Below are 22886 nucleotides of genomic sequence, written 5' to 3'. Positions count from 1 at the left end.
TATGAGATTAAAATACAGCAAGATTGTTAATAATCTTGCTGTATTTTTTTTGTATTTTGTAACATTAATTTCAGGACTTAGAATTCTCCATTATGACAGAAAAAGAAAAATGTGCAGCAGGACTTTTATATAATGCCAATTATGACGAACAATTAATTCAGGAGCGTGTGGCCTGTAAGGATCTGTGTCTGGAGTATAACGGGTTGAAAAACTCTGATGCAGAAAGTAGAAATAATCTGTTGAAAAGGATTCTTGGCAGCACAGAAGAAAATCTATGCATAGAACCTACTTTCTGGTGCGACTATGGGTATAATATCAAAGTAGGAGAGAACTTCTATGCCAATCATAATCTTGTCATTTTAGATTGTGCTCCTGTACATTTTGGAGACAACGTTTTTATAGGTCCCAACTGTAGTTTTTACACCGCAGGGCATCCCCTTGATGTAAAGCAGAGAAATGAAGGCCTGGAGTATGCGAACCCCATTACAGTGGGAGATAACGTATGGCTAGGAGGAAATGTAGTTGTTTTGCCAGGGGTTTCTATTGGAAATAATACAGTGATAGGGGCGGGAAGTGTGGTTACCAAAGATATTCCGGAGAATGTAGTGGCAGTAGGTAACCCTTGTAGAGTTGTGAAAAATATTGCTGAGGAAAACAGAGATTTTTAAAAAGAATTTTTAATTGATCTTATGAATGATAAAATAAAATCCCGAAACGAAGTTTCGGGATTTTTATATCAGAAATGACGTAAAGTCTTATGATAATTTTTGAGAATCTGCAATAAACTGAGCCAGTCCGCTATCCGTTAATGGGTGCTTCAATAAGCTCAAGATTGGAGGCAGTGGAGAAGTAATAACATCAGCTCCAATTTTAGCACAGTCAATGATGTGCATAGAGTGACGAATAGAAGCAGCAAGAATTTCAGTTTCAAACATATAGTTGTCGAAAATTAATCTGATCTCCTGAATAAGGTTTAATCCGTCAGTAGAAATATCATCTAATCTTCCTAGGAATGGAGAAACATAAGTTGCTCCTGCTTTAGCTGCCAAAAGAGCCTGTCCTGCAGAAAAAATTAAGGTACAGTTAGTTCTGATTCCTTTATCAGAAAAATATTTTAAAGCCTTGATACCATCTTTGATCATTGGGATCTTTACAACGATATTGGGGTGGATTGCAGCCAATTCGTCTCCTTCCTTGATCATTTCTTCATACGTTGTAGAAAGTACTTCAGCAGAAATATGTCCAGGTACAAGCTCGCAGATCGCCTTATAATGGTTTTTGATTGCTTCAGTTCCCTGAATACCTTCCTTAGCCATTAATGAAGGGTTGGTCGTTACACCATCTAAGATTCCAAGATCTTTAGCTTCCTTGATTTGCTCTAAATTAGCTGTGTCAATAAAAAATTTCATTTTGTTAAATAGATTTATTTATGCAAAGATAAGCGATTTAATTGAGTTCTTAAATATGAATTTTGTAGGTAAGAGATTCAGCTGGGAGGGTAAGCATATTCTAGAATGAGAATCTCTGATTGTCAATATCTCCTGTTTAATATTTAACATCCAACTACTTTTTATAGGGTACACTTTCTAAAATCATTTAAATTTGTTACTCATGAGAAGCAACAGTTTTACAGCTACCCTGGAAATTATCGGGATCAATCCCTTTGTTTTTATTCCTGAAGAAGTTTTGGAAAGAATTTTTGAGGAATCAGGACGAAATAAAAGCCCCATTCCGGTAAGAGGAACCATAAATGGAAAAGAATTTCAGCAAAACCTGATGAAATACTTAGGAGAATGGAGACTGTATATTAATCTTACAATGCTGAAAAACTCACCTAAAAGAATTGGAGAAACCATTGAAGTAGGTTTAGAACATGATGATTCGGACAGAAGTATCTGCATTCATCCTCAATTGGAAGATGCAATAAAAAGCAGTGTTCTGGCGACTTCTAATTTTGAAAAACTCATTCCATCAAGGCGTCATGAACTGATCCGTTATATCAATAATCTGAAAACAGAGGCCAGCATTCAGCGGAATATTGAGAAGATTATCCGTCATCTGCATGGTGAAACAGACTTTTTTGGAAAGAAAATTGAATAATACATCTTTTAAAAGCATAAAAAAATCCGGAAAATTTCCCGGATTTTATGTTTATGAATTTAATGCTTTACTAAGTTTTACAGCATCCTGATTGGTTGGGTCATATTGAATAGATTTAGCAATATGTTCTTTTGCTTTATTCGGATCTGTTTGTTGTTCTGCAAAGGCAATATAGAAATAGGCATACGCCAGGTTTTTCTTATTTTGTTCTACCTCCTCAGGTTTTACAGTGGCAATATACTTTTCATAAGCAATTTTTGCATTGGCATCATCTTTAGCAGATTGATAAGCATAGGCCTGGCTGTAGTAGGATGGTGCCCAATCCGGTAATAAAGCGGATATCTTTTTCCATGTTTCTACTGCATTGGTCCAGTCGGAAGCTTCCTGATAGGCTGCTGCCAGTTTTGCCAATGATTCTGTATCCTTTGGATTGGCTTCAATTTGTTTTTTAAGACCATCAATGGTAGGATTACCTGTTTGAGTGGTTGCAGCTGCATTCGCTGTATTATTGGCACTGTCTGTTTGGGTAGTCTGTGCATTTACAAAAGTTGCACTTCCTACAAGTATTAAACCTAAAAATAGATTTTTAATATTTACTCTCGTCATTTTCATAATCTAATATTTTAAAATTCTAAAATCTAAAATTCAATAATAATTCCACAAAATCTAAAATTTTAGAAGCTTTAGGTTTTTTTAGAAAATATTAACGAATAAAATGTTTTTTTTAGTTTAATTTTTGATTCGTTGATGTTTGCTATCTTTGTTGTTCACATTATTTCTATAATCAATATAACCCTTGTATGAATATCATATTAGCTTCAACATCCACACTTTTTGGTGGAGAATATCTAGACTACTTAAGAGAAGAACTTATTACCCTATATGCCGGAATTAACGAAATTGTCTTTATTCCTTTCGCAAGACCGGGTGGTATTTCTCATGATGAGTACACTGCAAAGGCACGTTCTTTCTTTGAATCTATCAATATTAAAGTAAAAGGACTTCATGAATTTGAAGATAAAGCGGAAGCCATACATCAGGCAAAAGGTTATTTTACCGGGGGCGGAAATACTTTTCTATTGGTTAAAACTTTACACGAAGAAGGCTTAATGTCTGTTTTAAAAGAAAATGTAAGCAACGGAAAAGCATATCTTGGATGCAGTGCAGGAAGTAATATCGGAGGGCAAAATATGAAAACAACGAATGATATGCCGATTGTTTACCCACCAAGCTTTGACTGTATGGGATTGGTTCCTTTTAATATCAATCCACACTATCTTGATCCAAATCCGGATTTGAAACATAATGGAGAAACAAGAGAAACCCGTATCATGGAATTTCTTACTCAAAATGACATCAAGGTAGTAGGCCTTAGAGAAGGAAACTGGATCCGAAGAACAGGAGATGCCATTACCGTTGAAGGGAGTGAACTAACAAGAATTTTTGAAAAAAACAAGGAACCTTATGAAATAGAGGCCGGAAGCTCACTGTAATGAAACAGGAAAAGATAGACTGCTTTGTAGACCGTAATCTGAAAAATTTTTCTGTCAACAGTACCGGATGGCATGATCTGATCAGAAAAATGTTGTTCGAATTTGCCATTGGAGGCTGGAATATTGAACATGATGTTTTTGGAAAAGAGAAATTCGGAGAATTGCGTTGTACTATTTATTCTGCGGATGAAGAACTCAATGTAAACCTTAAAAATATTACGGATAAATACTCAAAATTATCTGCAAAAACCTGCGAGATCTGTGGAAGCGAGGGTAAAATGAGAACAATAGATTCCTGGCAAACCACTTTATGCCTAAGCCATTTTCTAGAGCAACAGCCTGTGATTGATATTGATGAAAATCTCAATGTGAAATCAAAAGGCAAAAAAATATTGAGCCTTAAAGACGTTACAAGCGCGGAGGTTGAATATGATCTTCAGGGTATATGGCTTACAGGGCCTGAACTGGATCAGGAAGAACAAAATTATTTTTCCTGGCAACAACCGAATTATTATCTGCTTTTGAAGACGGTTCCATTGCATCTTTTTTCTGAAGAAATACAAGATGATGTTTCAGAGCTGTTTAATAACCTGCAGGATTGTGAAATTTGTGGCTATAAAGCAATTCATCAAAGAGAATGCCTGCGTTGCCATCACGAAGCCTGGAGTGATTCAGAATCCTTTATCGAAGATTATGGTGAAAAATCAGTCTACATAAAAGATTGTCAGATGGAACTTTTTATAGATGAAGATGACTATGAAAAATACTTCAGATATGACCGCTCATTTGAACAAGTTCCTGATCATCAGATTCTTTTCAGTCACAACGATCTCAATGAATATGAAAAGCTTTTATTTTAACTATATTTGATTAGAATTTAAATTAAATAAAAATACTCCGGGCACTGCATTGATAAATGTTGTATAGCCTTGGAGGCATGAATAAAGTTTACAACCAAACTACAATGTAATGAAAAAAACACTTGCAGTTCTTACCCTTTCTGTACAGATTTTTTCGGCTCAAAATATAGCCCAGAAATTAGATAAGGTAACCAAGGATCTTATGGATTCTTCGGGAACAATTTCCTCTGGTTTATCGTTTTATGTATCAGATGAAAACGGAAATTTTATATACGAATATCAAGGAAACAAAGGACTTTCAACAGCTTCTACCCAGAAAATATTTACAGCAGGCGCTGCATTGGAAATATTGGGGAAGAACTATACTTATACCACAACCTCAAGCTATTCCGGTAATATTTCAGGAGGCACTTTAAATGGAAATCTCTTCATCAGTTCCAATGGTGATCCTACGCTGGGAAGCTGGAGGTATGATGCCTATAAACCTGAAAATTTTAAAAAGAAACTGATTGAAGCTATTAAAAAATCAGGAATTACAAAAATATCCGGTGACCTGATCATTGATGATTCTTATTTTGACCATCAGACAATTCCGGGAGGATGGCCGTGGGATGATCTTGGAAATTATTATGGAGCAGGGGTCTGGGGAATCAATTGGAGAGAAAATCAATTTGATATCAATATTAACGGGACAGATTTTAAAAGCTTTTCCTATCCATTGGAGGGCGTGAAATGGCTCAATGATCTAAAGGCGGGTGGTAGTTCTGATCAAAGCCTAATCTTTACAGCACCCCATTCCAACGTTGCTCTAATCAATGGAATGCTACCGGGGGGAAAAACAGTGACAGTCTCCGGATCTACACCCAACCCACCTTTACAACTGGCTTCAGAGGTAAAGTTATGGTTAAAAGAATCAGGGATAGAACTTTCAGGAAAAGCAGTAACCAATTCACAACTTGAAATAGAGGGTAAACAGGCCCTGGAAGCACCTAAAAGCAATGTTATTTTAACATACCAATCTCCAACCCTTGATAAGATTGTTTACTGGTTTTTGAGAAAAAGCGTTAATCTTTATGGAGAAACCCTCATTAAAACGCTTGGAAAAGAGAAAAAAGGAAACCCAAGTTTCAAAAGCGGGGTAGCGTATCTGAAAGAATTCTGGAAATCAAAGGGAATTAATCCAAATATGATCAATTTTGCTGATGGGAGTGGACTTTCTCCCCAGAACTACGTAGCTGCCAAGGCAGAAGTTCAGGCTCTTTTATACGCTAAAAAGCAATCGTGGTTTGAATCTTATTATGATGGATTTCCTGTTCAGGATAACGGAATGAAAATGAAAAGCGGAACCATGAGGGACACCAAATCCTTTGCAGGCTACCATACAGCCAAGGATGGAAAAAAATATGTATTTTCAATTATCATCAATAATTATCAGGGAAGTGGAAGTGCGGAGCTGCAGAAAATTCTTAATGTTTTAAAATAAAATAGCCTTGAGAAAATCCATATTAACCAGAATGAATAACTGGATTATTTTTGTTGTGATGACTATCCTGGTGATTGCCATTGTAGTGGCCTCTACATCACTTATTAATTTTCTCAGAAAAGAGGAAATCAAAAGGATTAGCCTTCTTTCCAAGGCAATAAGAATCCAACAGGAAGTAAAGACTCCCGATACCGATGTTCTTGATCTTCTTCCCGATATACTGAACATCAATAATACCATTCCGTTTATTGTGACGGATAAATACAAAAAACCTATTCTCGATCTTGGGTACTACAGAAATATTCCGGAAAGCAGCATAAAGGATCCTGAAAAGCTGCATGATTTGATGATGAGCATGGAAAAGAACTATGCTCCGATTGAGATCAAGGTTCCGGATGGGAATAACCAGTTTGTGTATTATGATAACTCACGTCTACTGAATAATCTACGCTATTCACCTTATATTTTAGGGTTGTTTATTCTGTTGTATTTTGGGTTCACTTTTTGGTTTTTCAGAACGATCAAAAAAACAGATGAGGGATATCTTTGGGCAGGTCTGGCGAAAGAAACAGCTCATCAAATAGGAACACCTTTGTCCTCAATGATTGGCTGGATGGAAATTATGAAGCTGGATACTCCGGATTCTGAAGGTGTGCATGAAATTGAAAAAGATATTGAAAGACTAAGAACAATCTCTGAACGTTTTTCAAAGATAGGCTCTGTTCCGGAATTAAATGACATGAATTTTAATGAAACCATTCAGGAAAATTATGATTATTTAAAAACCAGAATCTCCAGAAAAGTCAATTTTACCCTTCACCTTCCTACCTATAAAGTTTTGGTTCCTCACAATAGAATTTTGATGAGCTGGGTAATTGAAAATCTTGTGAAAAATGCGGTGGATGCCATGAAAGGAGAGGGCTCCATTGCCATGTCTGTTTTTGAGAGAAATAAAAACATTCTGATCGAAGTAAAGGACAATGGAAGTGGTATGACAAAGCAACAAGCGAGAAACGCCTTTAAACCGGGATATTCTACCAAGAAAAGAGGTTGGGGGCTAGGATTGTCATTAGCCCGAAGAGTCATTCATGAATATCATAACGGAGATATTAAAATTTCCCAGACAGAAGTAGGAAAGGGAACTACCTTTAGAATAACAATTCGAAAAGCTTAAATTGAAATATAATAAAAGCGGGGATGTTGTCCCCGCTTTTTGTTTTTATTTTTTACCAGTCAGCCACTGGCTTTGTAATTTCAGTTCTGCCGGAGTAGCATTGGCTTTAAACCCAAGTACCTCCATGGACATTTTATCTAAAATAGCCTTTCCTTTAAGGTCCATTTTTTCTTTCTTTCCACCATTGTCTCTCAAAATGGTTACGGTAACATTCTGACCGTCCTTAATGGTTTTGGTGTAACCGATAAAGTCCTGAATTTTTTGAATGTCTATTGTTTTTCCATCCAGAGCAAGGATCTGATCTGTAATTTTAAACCCTATGCTTTTCGCGAAAGGAGACAAAGCCGAATTTTCATCAAAGGCAAGAGCTTTGGTTTTATCATCATAACCTGTTTGGTTTGGATCTCTGATAAACCAGAAAATAGGAGGAGTTTCCTGTTTATGCACCTCTACACCTACAGAGCTTAAATACTCTGCGTAAGGAGTTGGCTGGCTTCCTGCAATATATTTATTATAAAAATCCTTTATCTGCGGATATCCGGTTACCGTCACCAGTTCATCAATCAGTTTGTCATCTTTGAACGGTTTATTTTCCCCGAATCTTTGAGATAATTTTCTGATCATATCGCGGTAGCCCATCTCACCATTGGATAATTTTCTCAGTTCAATGTCCAGGCACATAGCTAGTAATGCTCCTTTCTCATATACATTTCTATATTGGTCCTTATAAGCATCCTGCAATACATTTTTGCTCATTACCGTAAAGGGCATGGTATCATCATAATTCTTGGAGTTAGCAATCTTTTCTCCAATTCTCTTAAGAAATTCATCCTTGGTAATTAAGCCTTCCTGAATCTGGAATAGATTGGCAAAATATTCTGTTCCTCCTTCATACATCCATAAATGTTGTGACATTTTAGGATCTGCATAATCGAAGTAGTGAATTTCTTCAGAATGGGTTTTCAAAGGATTAACAGTATGGAAGAATTCGTGGGAAACTACATCGGTAATCGTTTGGTCAATGGCATCCTTTGGCATCGCTTCCGGAAGTACAACACTGGTTGACTCATGATGCTCTAAAGCTCCAAAACCTTTAATTCTTGGTCCGTCACCACCGGAAAGATACAGCATAATTGCATACTTTTTATTGGTATTCATATCACCCAGGAATTTCTTTTGGGCAACAACCATTTTTTCAAGATTAGCCTTGAAATCTGCTGCTTTATATTTTCCTGTTGGTGAATAAACTCCTAATACAAGCTCCATGCCACCTGCATTAAAGGTGATGAAATCGGGCTTGGTATACATCAACGGAGAATCGGTTACCTTGGCATAGTTGGCCAGTGTATAGGTATCTGTAGACTCAGACTTATCCTGGTCTACTAAAGCTGTTGTACCATAGAAGTCCGTAGGTTTCTGAATGATCAATTGATAAGGCACGTCCTGCATATTGTCAATATATCCAATGAAGCCGTGGGTATTTATCATGTAAACTTTTCCCTGTTCAATATCAGTTCCAGAGGGAGAAAATACGGCTTTATGTTTTGACACATCCATTTCCTCATCAAAGCTGTCATTCACAAGATAAGAGATTTTGCTCAGGTTTTGAGCGTTTTTCAATGAATAGGTATTGTCATTTACTTTTGTATAAGTAAGTTCTTTGCCTTTGTTATCATAAAACTTAATTCCTTCTACAAATCTTCCGTAATCATCTACAGAATAAGTACCCGGAACTGTTTTAGGGAAATGAAACTTAATATCCCCGGATTTCATTTTAGGAAATTCCATAGTAACGGCTACTTTATCATCTTTTACATTAACAAGATCTATAGTGGTTTTTATAGACTGTGCATTGGCTAAAAAAGCGGCGAAAAGAGCTAAGCTAAGTGCTGTTTTTCTCATTTGGTTTAAATTTTAAAATTAATTAGTGATTTTCTTTCTGCAATTTGTTACGAAATAGGGTGTTAAATTTTTATTAAAATTTGATGAGACAAAAAAGTAAAACTGTAGAAAGTTGACGGTACGGAATATTGTTGTACAAAAAAAGAGCAAAATTTGCAGTGTTATTTTTGCAATTTTGCCCTTTTGATTTTTATTTATTGAACGTTCTTATAATTAATATAATAGTTCTTACTCAATTCAACCGGAGTATTTTTTTTAAGCTTCACGGTCTGCCATTCCTCAGTGGGGTTTATGGTTTGATCTCCATTGATGATGATAGGGAGCTTCAGGTTTTTTACAACATCCGTATATCTGAATTTAAAAGAATCTCCATTTTGAGAATACTCAAGCGTAGGAATCTTAATTGTTCTTAAATACTGATTGAACACACTTGAAAAATCAATTCCTGATTTGGATGAAATATAATCTTCAATTTGTTTAGTAGTAACCGTCTGATGATAAAAATCTTTACTCAGTCCTCTTAGGATCTGCCTGAATTTTTCATCATTATTAATGACCTGTCTGATGGTATGCAGCATGTAGGCGCCTTTAGGGTACATATCGCCACTGCCTTCATTTCTCACCCCATATTGCCCAATGATTGGAGCATCATTCTGAATCTTATTTCTAAGGCCTACCATGTAGATATCTGCCGACTTTTTATCAATATAGTTTTCTGTAAAGAGAACCTCGGAATACATCGTAAAGCTCTCATGGATCCACATATCTGCCTGATCCTTGGCCGTGATGTTATTGGCAAACCATTCATGGCCGCTCTCATGAACTATGATGTAATCCCACTTTAGCCCGACTCCGGTTCCGGAAAGATCTTTCCCACGGTATCCATTCTGATAATCGTTTCCATAGGCAACATTACTTTGGTGTTCCATTCCTAAATAAGGCGAATCTACCAGTTTATAAGAGTCCTCATAGAAAGGATAAGGCCCAAACCAGTGTTCAAATGCAGAAAGCATTGGCTTTACCTGTTGAAACTGTTTCTTTGCTTTTTCAAGATTATAATCAAGAACCCAGTAATCCAGGTCCAGCTTTCCCTTTTCTCCATCAAAGGTATCCTTGAAGTTGACATATTTACCAATATTAGGAATAATAGAGTAGTCATTGATAGGATTTTTCACTTCCCATGTGTAGGTAGTCTTGCTACCATTGGTTTTTTTATCAATCAGCCTGCCGTTTCCAACTCCTACAAGGTCATTGGGTGTTATAATTTTCATGATGATACCATTATCCGGTTCATCACTCCATATATCTTTGGTAGGTAGCCAAATAGAAGAACCAATTCCCTGAACAGCCGGGCTCATCCAAGGATTTCCATTTTGATCCTTAGTAAAGACCCATCCTCCGTCCCAAGGAGCATTTTTAGCAATTAACGGATTTCCGGAATAAGTGACATCTATGGTGTATTTCTCGCCTTTTTTAAATTTTTTATTGGTAGTAATAAAAATAAAGTCTCCGTCCTGCTTATAACTGGCAATGGGGAAGTTTCCTGTAACTTTATCAGCTTTCATGGGCTGTTGAAGATCAATCTGAAAGACAGGATTGGTGACATTTTTTATAATTTCAAAGCTTATTTTATTTGTCCCTTTAATGCTTTTTTGTTCAAAGTCAGGTTCTACGGAAAAATCATATTTTTTGACATCCCAGAAATCTCTGAACGCAGTATTGGAACCCTTTAATGTATCCTGTTTTGTATAAACCTTACCCTTTTCAAAGAACTGTCCAAAGGCAATTCCGGAAACAAATAAAAGGGTGTATGACAGCTTTTTCATATAAAATTAAATTAATAATCTTTTCAAAAGTATAAAATAAAATTAAGAGCTAAATAAAGATGAAGTGAAAATGATGAGTAATTTATCTAGAAAACACCTGTGAGGTTTCCAATTTAATATGAAATTTCAGCAGTGTGTCATGTATCGAACATAAAATCCTTTCATCTTTAATCGTTAAAAAAAATCAAAAAGCCCGACTATTGCCGGGCTTCTGATATAGATGATAAAATTTTATTTCTTAATTATTTTTGTACAACAGGAAGATTTCCATTGCTCTTTTGTAGCTTTTTATAAGTAAACGTACACATCATGATACTGAATTCATATAAAATAAGCAATGGGAAAGCAGCCATCAACATACTCAATACATCTGCAGGAGTAATAATTGCAGCCACTACCATAATCAATACAATTGCGTGACGACGATAGGTCTTCATGAATGCTGGTGTCAAAATTCCAATAGTGGTAAGGAAATAGATCAAAATAGGGAAAAGAAAGATAACACCCATCCCTAATACCACCTGTAAAAATAAAGTAGTATAATCACTCAGGTCATAAAGTGGAACAATAATGTCTGAAATCTTAAAAATCACTCCAAAATTTACTGCAAAAGGTAGAATTAAAAAGTAACCACATAAAACCCCTGTCATGAAAAGCATCCATACTGCATTAATAATAAAGATGGAATTTTTTCTTTCTCTCGGGTGCAAAGCAGGACCAATGAAACGCCATAATTCCCATACAATATAAGGGAAAGCCGCTACTATTCCTCCAAATATGGAAACTGACATCATTACATTAAACTGCTGATACAGCCTCTGTACACGCACAGGAAAATCCTTCGGAAGATGAATACTGTCTTCTCCTAAGATCATTCTAGAAAAATGATTAACAACTTTGAATGTAGGAAAATCATTTCTGGTAGGACCAAAAAAAACGTGGTCCATAATCCAATTGATATTGAAACCAACCGCAAAGGCTGCAATGATGATAGCAATAATCGAACGGACCAAATGCCCTCTTAATTCTCCAATGTGCCCAAGAAAGGACATGTCTTTGTTATTGTCCATATAGTAGAATCTATCAAAATGCTAACCCTGTGAGGCAAGCAGTTTAAGTCTGCGAAATTATGAAATAATAATCAGTATTTAGAATTTATTACCAATGATTTTGTTCAAGTTTATGTTCCAGACAGTTGACGTACTTAAAGATACTTTCAGGTGGAATAGCCAACAGCCCAAAATAACTATTTTGGGCTGTTGGCTGTTTTTTATTTCCGGTTCTAGGATTTATTTTTCCAGAATTTCCAATACTTTCTCTGCTACAGCACCTCCGGATTGAGGATTTTGTCCTGTAACAAGTCTTCCATCAGAAATAGCAAAAGGAATAAAATCCTGATCTGCTTTTACATAATTTGCCCCTTTACTTTTCAGTACATCTTCTGTTAGGTAAGGCATGTGATCGGCTAGTTCTGCAGCAATTTCTTCAGAGTTAGAAAAACCAGTAAGTGTTTTTCCATTAATCAGATTTTCTCCATCGGAAAGCTTTACATTAAAAAGACCTACAGCTCCGTGGCATACTGATGATACAATTCCTCCATCTTCATAAATACTGCGGGCAATTTCCTGTAATTCTTTATTGTCAGGAAAATCCCAAACAACACCATGGCCTCCTGCATAGTAAATAATGCCATAATCTTTAGGGGTGATGTCCTCCGGCTTTAAGGTATTGGCTAGTTTATCTCTGAAAATGTCATCAGCATAGTATTTCCAGTCTACGGGCTGTACAAACATTTGAAGGGAAATAGGATCTAGTGGAGTATAGCCGCCTTTCGGGCTTACAAAATCAATATCATAGCCTTTTTCTTCTAGCTTTTCATAAAAATGAACAGCTTCACCCAGCCAAAGGCCTGTTGCTCTTTCCATATTAGGATATTTTTCCACACTTGTCACTACAATTAATGCTTTCTTTTTCATTGGTATTTATTATTAGAATTATAATACAAAGATTGGACTTTTAAATTAACCATAATAAGGACATACCTCAAAAAAAAGACGTGACCTAGGTCACATCTTAAGAATATAATCGGCTTAATGTTTCTCTGGAAACTCCCAGGTAGCTTGCAATAAGCTGTTTGGGAATATGGTCTATAAAGCCTGGATATTGTTGTATAAAATCTTCATACCGTTCTTTGGCTGACTTACTCATTAATGAAAGAATTCTTTGCTGTAGGGCCACATATCCGAAATTGGACTTTATCCTGAAAAAGCGTTCCATTGCCGGGACTTTTGAACAAAGTATATTTAAATCTTCATAAGATATTGCGTACACTTCAGAATCTTCAATGCATTCTACAGCTAGCGATGAGTTTTCCTGCTTAAAAAAGGCTGCAAAATCTGAAATCCACCAGTTGGCTGAAGCAAACTGAAGAATATGTTCCTTTCCTGTATTGTCTATTATACTGCTTTTAAGAATACCTTTCTCTATCAGAAAAATCTCTTGTACAGGCTGATGCTCCTGTATCAGAAATTGTCTTTTCCGGAATCTTTTTTTTATGAAAGAACCTTGCAGAATCTCAAATTCATCATCTGTAAGGGTAATGATTTCCCGGATATGTGCTTGTAGAAAATGGCTCATATCATCAGCATTAGTTTATTCCCTCATCCAGTAACTTATGCAGGTCAATGATTCCGAAATACTTTCCGTTTTCAGTAACTACAAGCTGGCCAATATTATTTTCTTTCAAAGTTTTCATGGCTTCCTTGGCTCTGGCATCTTTTTCAATAGTTCTTGGATGAGAAGACATGATGTCCTTGGCAAATACTTTACTGATATCCTCTCCTTTCATCAACATTCTTCTTAAGTCACCGTCTGTAATAACTCCCACAATCTCATCTCCATTGGTAACCACCGTTATTCCGTGGCTTGAAGCACTGATGGAAATAATTACATCTCTTATGGTGGCATCTTCAGAAACCTGAGGCTTTTGTGAAGATAAGAACTGCTCAACCTTAGAAGTCAGGTTTTTTCCTAAACTTCCTCCGGGATGAAACTTGGCGAAATCATTTGCTTTGAACTCATTCAGTTCCATTAAAGCTACGGCAAGCGCATCTCCTAATGCCATTTGAATAGTGGTAGAACTTGTAGGGGCCAGTTTATTAGGGCAAGCCTCAACATCCACGTGGGTATTAAGGATAATTTCAGAGAATTCTGCCAATTTACTGCTTTTGTTACCAGTCATTCCTATCAGTGCAGAAGAATAATCTTTCAAATAAGGAACAAGGTTGGCAATTTCAGGAGAATTTCCGGAATTGGAGATGCATAGCACTACATCCTGTTTCTGGATCACTCCCAGATCCCCATGAATGGCCTCAGAAGCATGCAGAAATTGTGATGGAGTTCCTGTAGAGTTCAGTGTAGCAACAATTTTATTACCTACATGAGCTGATTTTCCAATACCTACTACAATCAGTTTTCCTTTTGCAGAGTGAATAATTTCTACGGCCTGGGCAAACTGGTCGTCAATTCTGTTTTTTAATTTTTCAAGTTCTGAAATTTCTATTTCTAAAGTACTTTTAGCTATTGATATTATGTTGGTTCTATCCATTTTATGACAATAAGGTATACAAAAAAGTTTTTAAAAAATGTTATATTTTAAAAACAAAATTTAATATAAGTTTTATTTTTTATAAATTCGTTCGCTTTTATTTTAAGCAGAATTTTTATAACTTTGGGTTAGATGCAAATTTAGCAATAGAAAATTAGATGAGCGCAAAAAAAGCCAATTTATCGGGCGAATTGAAAAAGTATTTTGGGTTTTCTACATTTAAGGGACAGCAGGAACAAATCATAGAAAACCTATTGAATGGGAAGGATATATTTGTGTTGATGCCTACAGGTGGTGGTAAATCATTATGTTATCAGCTTCCGGCACTTATTTCCGAAGGTACGGCAATAGTTGTTTCACCTTTAATAGCGTTAATGAAAAATCAGGTAGATGCCGTAAACGGACTTTCATCTGAGAATGGGGTAGCGCATGTATTAAATTCATCATTAAATAAGACACAGACAAAACAGGTTTTTGACGACATAAAAAGCGGGAAAACCAAACTTTTGTATGTTGCTCCTGAATCATTGATTAAAGATGATTATCTGGACTTTTTGAAAGAAGTTAAGATTTCTTTCTTTGCTATTGATGAGGCACACTGTATTTCAGAGTGGGGACATGATTTCAGACCGGAATACAGGAACTTGAAACAGATTATTGATAAGATTGCCAATGTACCGGTGATCGCCTTAACGGCAACAGCAACGCCAAAGGTTCAGGATGATATCCAAAAGACATTGGGTATGACGAATGCTTTGGTCTTCAAGGAAAGTTTTAACCGTCCTAATCTATATTATGAGGTATGTCCCAAAATAAATATAGACAGGGAGATTGTTAAATTTATTAATCAGCATAAAGGAAAATCAGGAATCGTATATTGTCTGAGCAGAAGAAAGGTGGAAGAATTTGCCCAATTGCTTCAGGTGAACGGAATCAATGCACTTCCTTACCATGCTGGTCTTGATCAAAAGGTAAGGGTTGCCAATCAGGATAAATTCCTGATGGAGGAAGTAGATGTTATTGTTGCAACCATTGCTTTTGGAATGGGAATTGACAAACCGGACGTTCGTTTCGTGATTCATTATGACTTCCCGAAATCTCTGGAAAGCTATTATCAGGAAACGGGAAGAGCAGGAAGAGACGGTGGTGAAGGTCATTGTCTGGCATTCTATGATCCTAAGGACATTGAAAAACTAGAGAAATTCCTGGCGCAAAAGCCTGTTTCTGAAAGAGAAATCGGACTACAGCTCTTGAATGAAGTAGTAGGCTATGCCGAAACTTCAATGAGCAGAAGACAGTATATCCTGTATTATTTTGGAGAAATCTTTGATCCTGTAAATGGAGACGGAGCCAAGATGTGTGATAACTCATTCAATCCTCCAAAATTAAAGGATGCTACTACAGATCTAAAAAAAGTACTAGAACTGATTAATGATACCGGAGAAAAATTCAAGTCAAAAGATTTAATTTCTGTTATCGTTGGAAAAGAAACAGCAGTTACAAAATCTTATAAACTGGAGCAGAATCCTCATTTTAGCTTCGGAAAAGATGAAAAGGATAACTATTGGAAAACAATCCTGAGACAGGCTACTGTTCAAAATTTTCTGCAAAAAGATATTGAAACCTACGGGGTTTTAAAGATTGCGGAAAAGGGCAGAGAGGTTTTAAATGGTAAATCCAAGGAACTCTTTTTAATTACAGAAGACAGAGAATTTGACCTTACGCAAGCGAAGGCAGACAGTGATCAGGTACAACAGCAGGCAGCCGGAGGCTTAGATCAAAATCTGTTCACTCTGCTAAAAGAATTAAGAAAAAAAGTAGCTAAAAAGCATGGTATTCCTCCTTACACGGTGTTTATGGACCCAAGTTTAGAGGATATGACGGTTCAATATCCTATTACCGTAGATGAAATCACTAAGATCTATGGGGTGGGTGAAGGAAAAGCTAAAAAATACGGTAAGGAATTCGCTGACTATATTAAAACGTATGTTGAAGATAACAATATAGAACGTACGCAGGATATGGTTTTGAAGCAGGTTGCCAATAAATCCAGCCATAAAGTTTTCATTATTCAGAGCACAGATAAGAAAATTGATCTTGAAGATATAGCAAGAGCTAAAAATCTTTCTATGGATGAACTATTGAAAGAAATGGAAAGGATTGTTTATCAGGGAACAAAGCTGAATATTGATTATTATATTGAAGATAACTTTGATGAAGATATTGTTGATGGCTTTATGGAATTTATGAACGAATCTGAGAGTGACAGCATGAAAGTGCTGCTTGATGAATTTGGAGATGAATTGTCTGATGAAGAAGTCAGAATGCTGAGAATCAAATTTATCAGTGACGTTGCAAATTAAAGATTTTAAGATAATTAAAAGAAATAAATTAAGCTCTTCGGTCGAAGAGCTTAATTTATTTTTGTTCCTGTTTTGTTTTTAAGAATAAATGTGAAATAAACTCCTTTTTAAAGCTTAGTTAATTTCTGTTAATAAGTATTCTACAGCCCGGCTTCCCTTTAAACATAAGCAAACTTTTTAGTAACTTTAACTGATGAAAAAAATATCTGTCATATTTATTCTGCCGGACTTAGAAACCGGAGGCGCAGAAAGAATTGTTACCACCATTGCAAATCATCTCTCCAGAGATCGCTTTGAGCCTAAGATTTTGCTTTTACGGAAACAAGGCGGATATCTTAATTTCCTGAAAAATGATGTTGAAATTATAGACATCAACACAGAAAGAATCAGACATTCACTAAAGCCTATTTTAGGCGAGATCTACAGAAGAAAACCTGATATTGTATTTTCCGGGTTTGGGGAAGTGAATGCTTATTTATCATTATTCATAAAGCTTTTTCCAAGAACAAAGTTTATTGCCAGAGAAACAAATGTGGTGACACAGCATGTTACCAGAAAGGAAATCAAATTTTTCTATAATTTTTATAATAACTACCAGAAAATCATTGCTCAAAGTGATGATATGATGAAAGATCTTGTTGATAATTTTAAGATTAAAAAGAAAAAAATTGTCAAGATCAATAACCCTGTAGATTTTGATTTTATTGATGAAAAATTATCGGTCTCTTCCAAACCTGAATGTTTCAAATACAATTATAAAAATGTAGTGGCCATCGGTAATTTATCTGCAAGAAAGGGCTTTGACAATTTATTAAAAGTATTTTCAAGGCTTAAAAGTGAAAATGTTCAACTTCACATCCTTGGAGATGGTAAAGATAAAGACGTATTGCTCCAGATGAAAGAATTTCTAGGGTTAAAAAACGTTATTTTTCATGGCCGCCAAGAAAATCCTTACCAATTTTTGAAGTATGCAGATCTATTCATCCTTTCTTCGAGATATGAGGGTTTTCCTAATGTTCTTTTGGAAGCTGGAGCCTGTGGGACTTATTCCCTAGCCAATAACTGCCCCGGAGGAATCAACGAGATTATTCAGCATAACATCAATGGGGAAGTGGGTAATATTGAAAATTATGAGGATTTTGCACAGAAAATAATGTCTGCAATGCAGCAAAATTATAATCGTGATGCTATAAAAAATTCTATTAAATCCAGATTTTCAAAAAATATCATCATGGGCAAATATGAAAAGGTACTGTTGGATTTGATGAAATAGTATCGTCCTGTCATTTGCCTTATGGGGTTTTATTTTCTTAGATTTGGGATCTGATAAAATAAATGTCAATGAATAAAATTCCTCAAATAGGATGTGCTTGTGAAAAACCAGGCTCCAATTATACTGAATACAGAAGCTCAGAATTAGGTATAGATCATACTAACGGAAGGTATGGAGAAGTAACCATTCAGCAGTGTAAGTTGTGCCAAAGAATATGGATTCATTATTTTGTGGAATATGAAAGCTTTTCCAAATCCGGAAGATGGTACAAAGGAATTGTTTCGAAAAAAGACCGTCCTCAAATAACTCCTGAAAATGCAGTTGAATATATTGAAAGCCTTGACTGGTATGTGTATGGTGGTTCTTTTTTTGAAAGCACAGGTACATTTGGTCAAGGAAAAATGAATGTGGATTAATGAGTTCTCTAAAATAAATAAAATAAAAAATTACTTTCCCAATTAATCACATTTTTTAACCATGAATGAAGATTTAAAAAGAGAAATATTCAACAAGTATAAAAAATTTCTGGCCGAAAATTACAGTGAAAAATATATTTATCGATTAATAATTCAGGAAGGCTACAATCAGGAAGATGTAGATGAGGTAATGAAAGGCATCCATGCTGATAAACAGGAGATATTAAAGGAAAAAAATAAATACCGTACTATTGTCAGCATCTTATTATATATAGCAGGGTTTATTGTTATTATTGCTGGATTAATATTGATGGTTTCAGGAGGAATTAAAATTGGAATGGCTTTGATATTTTTTGCAGTAATTATCTGGATAAATGCCAATCGGTAAAAGCTCCTTTTTTAAGGCTAAAATTCAATAAATTTGATAAATCTCACTTTCTCACGTGGTAATTTATACGTAAATTTGTAAGAATTAAGTTAGATAATAATAAACAAATTCATAAAATAACATGAGTCAATTCGATGTTACCGTAATAGGTTCTGGTCCTGGGGGTTATGTAGCTGCGATCCGTGCAGCACAGTTAGGTTTCAAAACAGCAATTATTGAAAAATATTCAACTTTAGGCGGAACTTGTCTTAACGTTGGATGTATTCCGTCAAAAGCACTTCTTGACAGCTCTGAGCATTTCGAGAATGCAAAACACAATTTTGCAAGCCACGGAATTATTATCAATGAACCAAAAGCAGATATTGCAAGAATCATTGAACGTAAGAACGAAGTTGTAGATCAAACAACTAAGGGGATCAACTTTTTGATGGACAAAAACAAAATTACCGTTTTTGAAGGATTGGGAAGTTTTGAATCTGCTACTCAGATTAAAATCACTAAAAACGACGGTTCTTCTGAAACGATCGAATCTAAATATACCATTATTGCAACAGGTTCTAAGCCGTCTTCACTTCCTTTTATCTCTCTTGATAAAGAAAGAGTGATCACTTCTACAGAAGCTTTAAACCTTAAAGAAATTCCTAAGCACCTTGTAGTAATTGGTGGTGGAGTTATTGGTCTTGAATTAGGTTCTGTATACTTAAGATTAGGCGCTCAGGTAACAGTTGTTGAATTCATGGATAAAATTATCCCTGGAATGGATGGAGCTTTAAGCAAGGAATTAACTAAGGTTCTTAAAAAGCAAGGGATGAAGTTTATGCTTTCTACTGCGGTTTCTGCAGTTGAGAGAAACGGAGATACAGTAAAAATTACGGCTAAAGATAAAAAAGGAGAAGAGGTAGTTGTAGAAGGAGATTATTGTTTAGTGTCTGTAGGTAGAAAACCTTATACAGATGGTCTTGGTCTTGAAAAGGCTGGTGTAGAGCTTGACGAAAGAGGAAGAGTAAAAACAAACGATCACCTACAGACTAATGTTGCAAATATTTACGCAATTGGTGACGTTATTAAAGGAGCAATGCTTGCTCACAAAGCAGAGGAAGAAGGAGTTCTTGTTGCTGAAATACTAGCAGGTCAAAAACCTCACATCAACTATAACCTTATTCCAGGTGTTGTATATACTTGGCCGGAAGTTGCAGGAGTAGGTAAAACTGAAGAGCAATTGAAAGAGGAGGGAGTAGCTTACAAAGTAGGTTCTTTCCCAATGAGAGCATTAGGAAGAAGCCGTGCAAGTGGTGATACTGATGGTCTTGTGAAGATTATCGCAGACGAAAAAACTGATGAGATCTTAGGTATGCACATCATTGGAGCAAGAGCTGCCGACCTTATTGCTGAAGGAGTAATTGCTATGGAATTCCGTGCAAGTGCTGAAGATATTGCAAGAAGTTCTCACGCTCACCCAACCTATGCAGAAGCTATTAAAGAAGCTGCATTGGATGCTACTGCAAAAAGATCAATTCATATGTAATACTTGATTAAGAAATTAATCATTTCAATATAAAAGGGGGAAATCAACTGATTTTCCCCTTTTTTGGCATAAAAATGGAGATTGATTTTTGAAAAAATAAGGAATGAAGAAAATTTTTATAAGTTCAATGCTTTTGATAGGCATCAGTTCATTTGCCCAGGAAGCAGGAAAAGCAGGAGAACTGCTAAGAAATGAAGCTTCTACCACAGAAATGCAGACTCCAAACGGTATGAATGCAAGAAATAAAACTTTTGAACGCAATTCAGACCGCCCCAGTAATAAGATAAAAAGCCCCAGTTATCAATGGAATAAAAACTATGGATATGCAGAGGTTTTTCTGCGAATTCCTGAACAAGGTTTTTTTACGGTTGAGGTGGGAGATCAGATGATAGCAAATGGCTCAGGAAAATATCGCTTCTTTGATTTACAATCCGGGAGAGTACCTGTCTCTATTTATGAAAATGGTTTTTTAATATATAGAACTACTTTAATGCTTCGCAATAATGGCAGAATGGTGCTGGACTTTTTTACAAATGAAGGATTGTATCTTTTAGATTCATATCCTGTTCAGGGGCAATACGGATTTAATGATTGGAATGATGTCTGGAATAATCCCTACGGCAATAACTCCGGAAACTGGAATAATGCGGGAAATGTCATGGATAGTGCTACTTTCCGTCAGTTTTTTGAGATGTTGAAGAGAAATGAAAGTTTTGACGATGGTAAAGTTGCAATGATTAATCAACAGATGCGAAACACCATGTTTACCGCTGTACAGATAAGAGACTTGGTAAAATCGCTTAGTTTTGATAAGAATAAACTGGCTTTAGCGAAATCTATGTACCGTAATTGTGCTGATAAGAACAAGTATTTTGTAGTCTACGAAGCATTTGATTTTGAAAATAGCAAGAGGGAACTGATGGATTTTATTGCGAAATCATAGAATAATAAAGAGGTAAGTTTTACCTCTTTTTTTGTGAATGCCTTTTTGGTAGATCGCCAAACTTTATATCGGTCCAAATAATCTACAAGATCTATAAAAAAATAGACCTTTAATTGATACTACATAATCTTCATTTTGTCATAAAACTTAGAGTTATTGGGTGCAATATTGAACTGTATTCCAAAGGTAATCCCTTTAAAGTATTTCTCTTTGTGTATGGGAAAAGCGTATCCGGTATTGAGAAATAACATGTTGAACAATGAAATTCCAATTCTAGGCTCCAAGGAGTATGGGTTTACTGAAACGCCGTATAGTTGTCCATTGTTAGTATAATAAACATGGGCTTCCGGCAGAAATTTATCGGTTTGATTGATGCGTGTATAAAGGATGGATGGACCAAGAATGACAGATTGATAACGAGAATCACCAAGTCTGAATTCAAGTCCGGCCTGCAAAACATTTCTTCCGGTGTATCTATAAGCTACATTGACTGCTGTTTTTTCCAGTAGTTGGGCGTTTGCAGTGGTCATAGAAATAAGAAATAGTATAGCGAAATATTTTTTCATGTTTTCCTGGTATTTTTATTCAAATGTAGAGGTTTTAAAGGCTTTTGGAAAGATAAAATAATTCTTAAAATGATTCACTAGGTTAAAATCTTCAAATTTCCGTACCTTTGTCAGCTAATTTATCATCAATGCAACTCGGAAAAACTCAGAATTTAGAAATTTTAGATAAAAATAATTCAGGATGGATCTTAACAGACGAATCCGGAGAAAAGGCTTTTCTTCCTAAAATTTTCACTCGTGAAGATAAGGAAATAGGAGAGTATGTTGAGGTTTTTGTTTATCAGGATGATGATAAATTAAAGGCTACCACTGAGATCCCATTGGCAGAAGTTGGTGAATTTGCAGTGATGAGTTGTGTGCAGAGTCTTCCTAGTGGGGCATTTATGGATTGGGGGATCATTAAGGATCTTTTTATTCCTTACAAGCAGCAGAAAACCAAAATTATTGAAGGAAAAAGATATCTTGTCTATATTTATGTAGATGAAGATATGGAACTGATCACAGGAACTACAAAGTTTAAGAGAAACCCACAATATCAGGATCTTCCATTCAAAAAAGGAGATAAAGTAGATCTTATCATGATGAATGAGAGTGAACTGGGATGGAATGTCATAATCAATAAACAATATATAGGTTTGATATATGCATCGGATGTTTTCAAAAAACTGTATCCTTTGTCTGAAGAGAAAGGGTTTATCAAGATTATTCGTGAAGACGGTAAGATTGATGTTTCCCTGCAGTCTGAAGGCTTTGAAAACATTGATGAATTCAAACAAAAGATTTTGGATAAACTGGAAGAAAATTATGGACTTCTATATGTTTCGGATAAGTCTTCACCTGAAGAGATTAAAGATGAACTTCAGATGAGTAAAAAGAATTTTAAGAAGGCAATCGGAGGACTTTATAAAGATAAGATCATCGATATTACAGAAGACAAAATCAAACTATTATAAAACAAAAAAGAGCA

General features: G+C 35.6%; 22 protein-coding genes. 13 read left to right on the top strand and 9 right to left on the bottom strand.

Annotation, left to right across the window (positions count from 1 at the left end; genetic code table 11):
- Positions 1–92 precede the first annotated feature (92 nt).
- A complete protein-coding gene (locus C7D53_RS17325) occupies positions 93–668 on the top strand; it encodes a sugar O-acetyltransferase (protein ID WP_106917663.1) in 576 nt (191 codons plus the stop codon).
- A gap of 87 nt (positions 669–755) precedes the next feature.
- Here C7D53_RS17325 and fsa read toward each other — a convergent pair whose 3' ends face one another.
- Complete coding sequence (gene fsa / locus C7D53_RS17320) at positions 756–1409, bottom strand: fructose-6-phosphate aldolase (RefSeq protein ID WP_106917662.1); 654 nt, start codon at positions 1407–1409, stop codon at positions 756–758.
- A gap of 202 nt (positions 1410–1611) precedes the next feature.
- On the opposite strand from fsa, the gene C7D53_RS17315 reads away from it, so the two are divergent.
- Positions 1612–2100: a DUF1905 domain-containing protein gene (locus tag C7D53_RS17315; RefSeq protein WP_106917661.1), complete on the top strand. Its 489-nt coding sequence runs from the start codon at positions 1612–1614 to the stop codon at positions 2098–2100.
- Positions 2101–2151: 51 nt separating this feature from the next.
- Here the strand turns inward: C7D53_RS17315 and C7D53_RS17310 are convergent, their stop codons facing one another.
- Entirely contained in the window at positions 2152–2712 is a 561-nt protein-coding gene (locus tag C7D53_RS17310) for a tetratricopeptide repeat protein (RefSeq protein WP_106917660.1), read from the bottom strand.
- A gap of 188 nt (positions 2713–2900) precedes the next feature.
- Here C7D53_RS17310 and pepE point away from each other — a divergent pair, with 188 nt between their 5' ends.
- From pepE to C7D53_RS17290, 4 genes are all read left to right on the top strand, one after another.
- On the top strand, positions 2901–3593 hold the full coding sequence (gene pepE / locus C7D53_RS17305) for a dipeptidase PepE (protein ID WP_106917659.1): 693 nt from the start codon (positions 2901–2903) through the stop codon (positions 3591–3593).
- On the top strand, positions 3593–4453 hold the full coding sequence (locus C7D53_RS17300) for a hypothetical protein (RefSeq protein WP_106917658.1): 861 nt from the start codon (positions 3593–3595) through the stop codon (positions 4451–4453). Before pepE ends, C7D53_RS17300 begins: the two co-directional genes overlap by 1 nt.
- A 109-nt stretch (positions 4454–4562) precedes the next feature.
- Complete coding sequence (dacB, locus tag C7D53_RS17295; protein WP_106917657.1) at positions 4563–5936, top strand: D-alanyl-D-alanine carboxypeptidase/D-alanyl-D-alanine endopeptidase; 1374 nt, start codon at positions 4563–4565, stop codon at positions 5934–5936.
- Positions 5937–5943: 7 nt separating this feature from the next.
- Positions 5944–7110, top strand: coding sequence for a sensor histidine kinase (locus C7D53_RS17290; RefSeq protein WP_106917656.1), 1167 nt, complete (start codon positions 5944–5946; stop codon positions 7108–7110).
- 45 nt (positions 7111–7155) lie between these two features.
- Here C7D53_RS17290 and C7D53_RS17285 read toward each other — a convergent pair whose 3' ends face one another.
- From C7D53_RS17285 to C7D53_RS17260, 6 genes are all read right to left on the bottom strand, one after another.
- Entirely contained in the window at positions 7156–9012 is a 1857-nt protein-coding gene (locus C7D53_RS17285; RefSeq protein WP_106917655.1) for a M61 family metallopeptidase, read from the bottom strand.
- 194 nt (positions 9013–9206) lie between these two features.
- On the bottom strand, positions 9207–10838 hold the full coding sequence (locus C7D53_RS17280; protein WP_106917654.1) for a M1 family metallopeptidase: 1632 nt from the start codon (positions 10836–10838) through the stop codon (positions 9207–9209).
- A gap of 242 nt (positions 10839–11080) precedes the next feature.
- Complete coding sequence (gene tatC, locus C7D53_RS17275) at positions 11081–11908, bottom strand: twin-arginine translocase subunit TatC (RefSeq protein ID WP_106917653.1); 828 nt, start codon at positions 11906–11908, stop codon at positions 11081–11083.
- Positions 11909–12127: 219 nt separating this feature from the next.
- On the bottom strand, positions 12128–12814 hold the full coding sequence (locus C7D53_RS17270) for a type 1 glutamine amidotransferase domain-containing protein (protein WP_106917652.1): 687 nt from the start codon (positions 12812–12814) through the stop codon (positions 12128–12130).
- A gap of 97 nt (positions 12815–12911) precedes the next feature.
- Positions 12912–13475 (bottom strand): Crp/Fnr family transcriptional regulator, encoded by a 564-nt coding sequence (locus C7D53_RS17265; RefSeq protein ID WP_106917651.1) that lies wholly within the window; start codon positions 13473–13475, stop codon positions 12912–12914.
- A 10-nt stretch (positions 13476–13485) separates the two neighbouring features.
- Positions 13486–14445 (bottom strand): KpsF/GutQ family sugar-phosphate isomerase, encoded by a 960-nt coding sequence (locus tag C7D53_RS17260; protein ID WP_106917650.1) that lies wholly within the window; start codon positions 14443–14445, stop codon positions 13486–13488.
- A 158-nt stretch (positions 14446–14603) separates the two neighbouring features.
- Here C7D53_RS17260 and recQ point away from each other — a divergent pair, with 158 nt between their 5' ends.
- From recQ to C7D53_RS17230, 6 genes are all read left to right on the top strand, one after another.
- On the top strand, positions 14604–16808 hold the full coding sequence (gene recQ / locus C7D53_RS17255; protein WP_106917649.1) for a DNA helicase RecQ: 2205 nt from the start codon (positions 14604–14606) through the stop codon (positions 16806–16808).
- Positions 16809–17001: 193 nt separating this feature from the next.
- Entirely contained in the window at positions 17002–18081 is a 1080-nt protein-coding gene (locus C7D53_RS17250) for a glycosyltransferase (RefSeq protein WP_106917648.1), read from the top strand.
- Between the two features lie 68 nt (positions 18082–18149).
- Positions 18150–18497 carry a hypothetical protein gene (locus C7D53_RS17245; RefSeq protein WP_162926210.1) on the top strand — a complete coding sequence of 116 codons (348 nt, stop codon included), beginning with the start codon at positions 18150–18152 and terminating at the stop codon, positions 18495–18497.
- Between the two features lie 61 nt (positions 18498–18558).
- Positions 18559–18885: a hypothetical protein gene (locus tag C7D53_RS17240; RefSeq protein ID WP_076351573.1), complete on the top strand. Its 327-nt coding sequence runs from the start codon at positions 18559–18561 to the stop codon at positions 18883–18885.
- 121 nt (positions 18886–19006) lie between these two features.
- Positions 19007–20410, top strand: coding sequence for a dihydrolipoyl dehydrogenase (gene lpdA, locus C7D53_RS17235; protein WP_076351575.1), 1404 nt, complete (start codon positions 19007–19009; stop codon positions 20408–20410).
- 103 nt (positions 20411–20513) lie between these two features.
- Entirely contained in the window at positions 20514–21353 is an 840-nt protein-coding gene (locus tag C7D53_RS17230; protein WP_106917646.1) for a DUF4476 domain-containing protein, read from the top strand.
- 119 nt (positions 21354–21472) lie between these two features.
- Here C7D53_RS17230 and C7D53_RS17225 read toward each other — a convergent pair whose 3' ends face one another.
- A complete protein-coding gene (locus tag C7D53_RS17225) occupies positions 21473–21919 on the bottom strand; it encodes a hypothetical protein (protein ID WP_106917645.1) in 447 nt (148 codons plus the stop codon).
- Between the two features lie 128 nt (positions 21920–22047).
- Here C7D53_RS17225 and C7D53_RS17220 point away from each other — a divergent pair, with 128 nt between their 5' ends.
- Positions 22048–22872 (top strand): CvfB family protein, encoded by an 825-nt coding sequence (locus C7D53_RS17220; protein ID WP_106917644.1) that lies wholly within the window; start codon positions 22048–22050, stop codon positions 22870–22872.
- The last annotated feature ends 14 nt before the right edge of the window (positions 22873–22886 follow it).

This window comes from Chryseobacterium aurantiacum, from assembly GCF_003020585.1.
GTDB lineage: Bacteria > Bacteroidota > Bacteroidia > Flavobacteriales > Weeksellaceae > Chryseobacterium > Chryseobacterium aurantiacum.
Note: the sequence above shows the minus strand (reverse complement) of the source record. Positions and strands in the feature narration are given on the sequence as shown.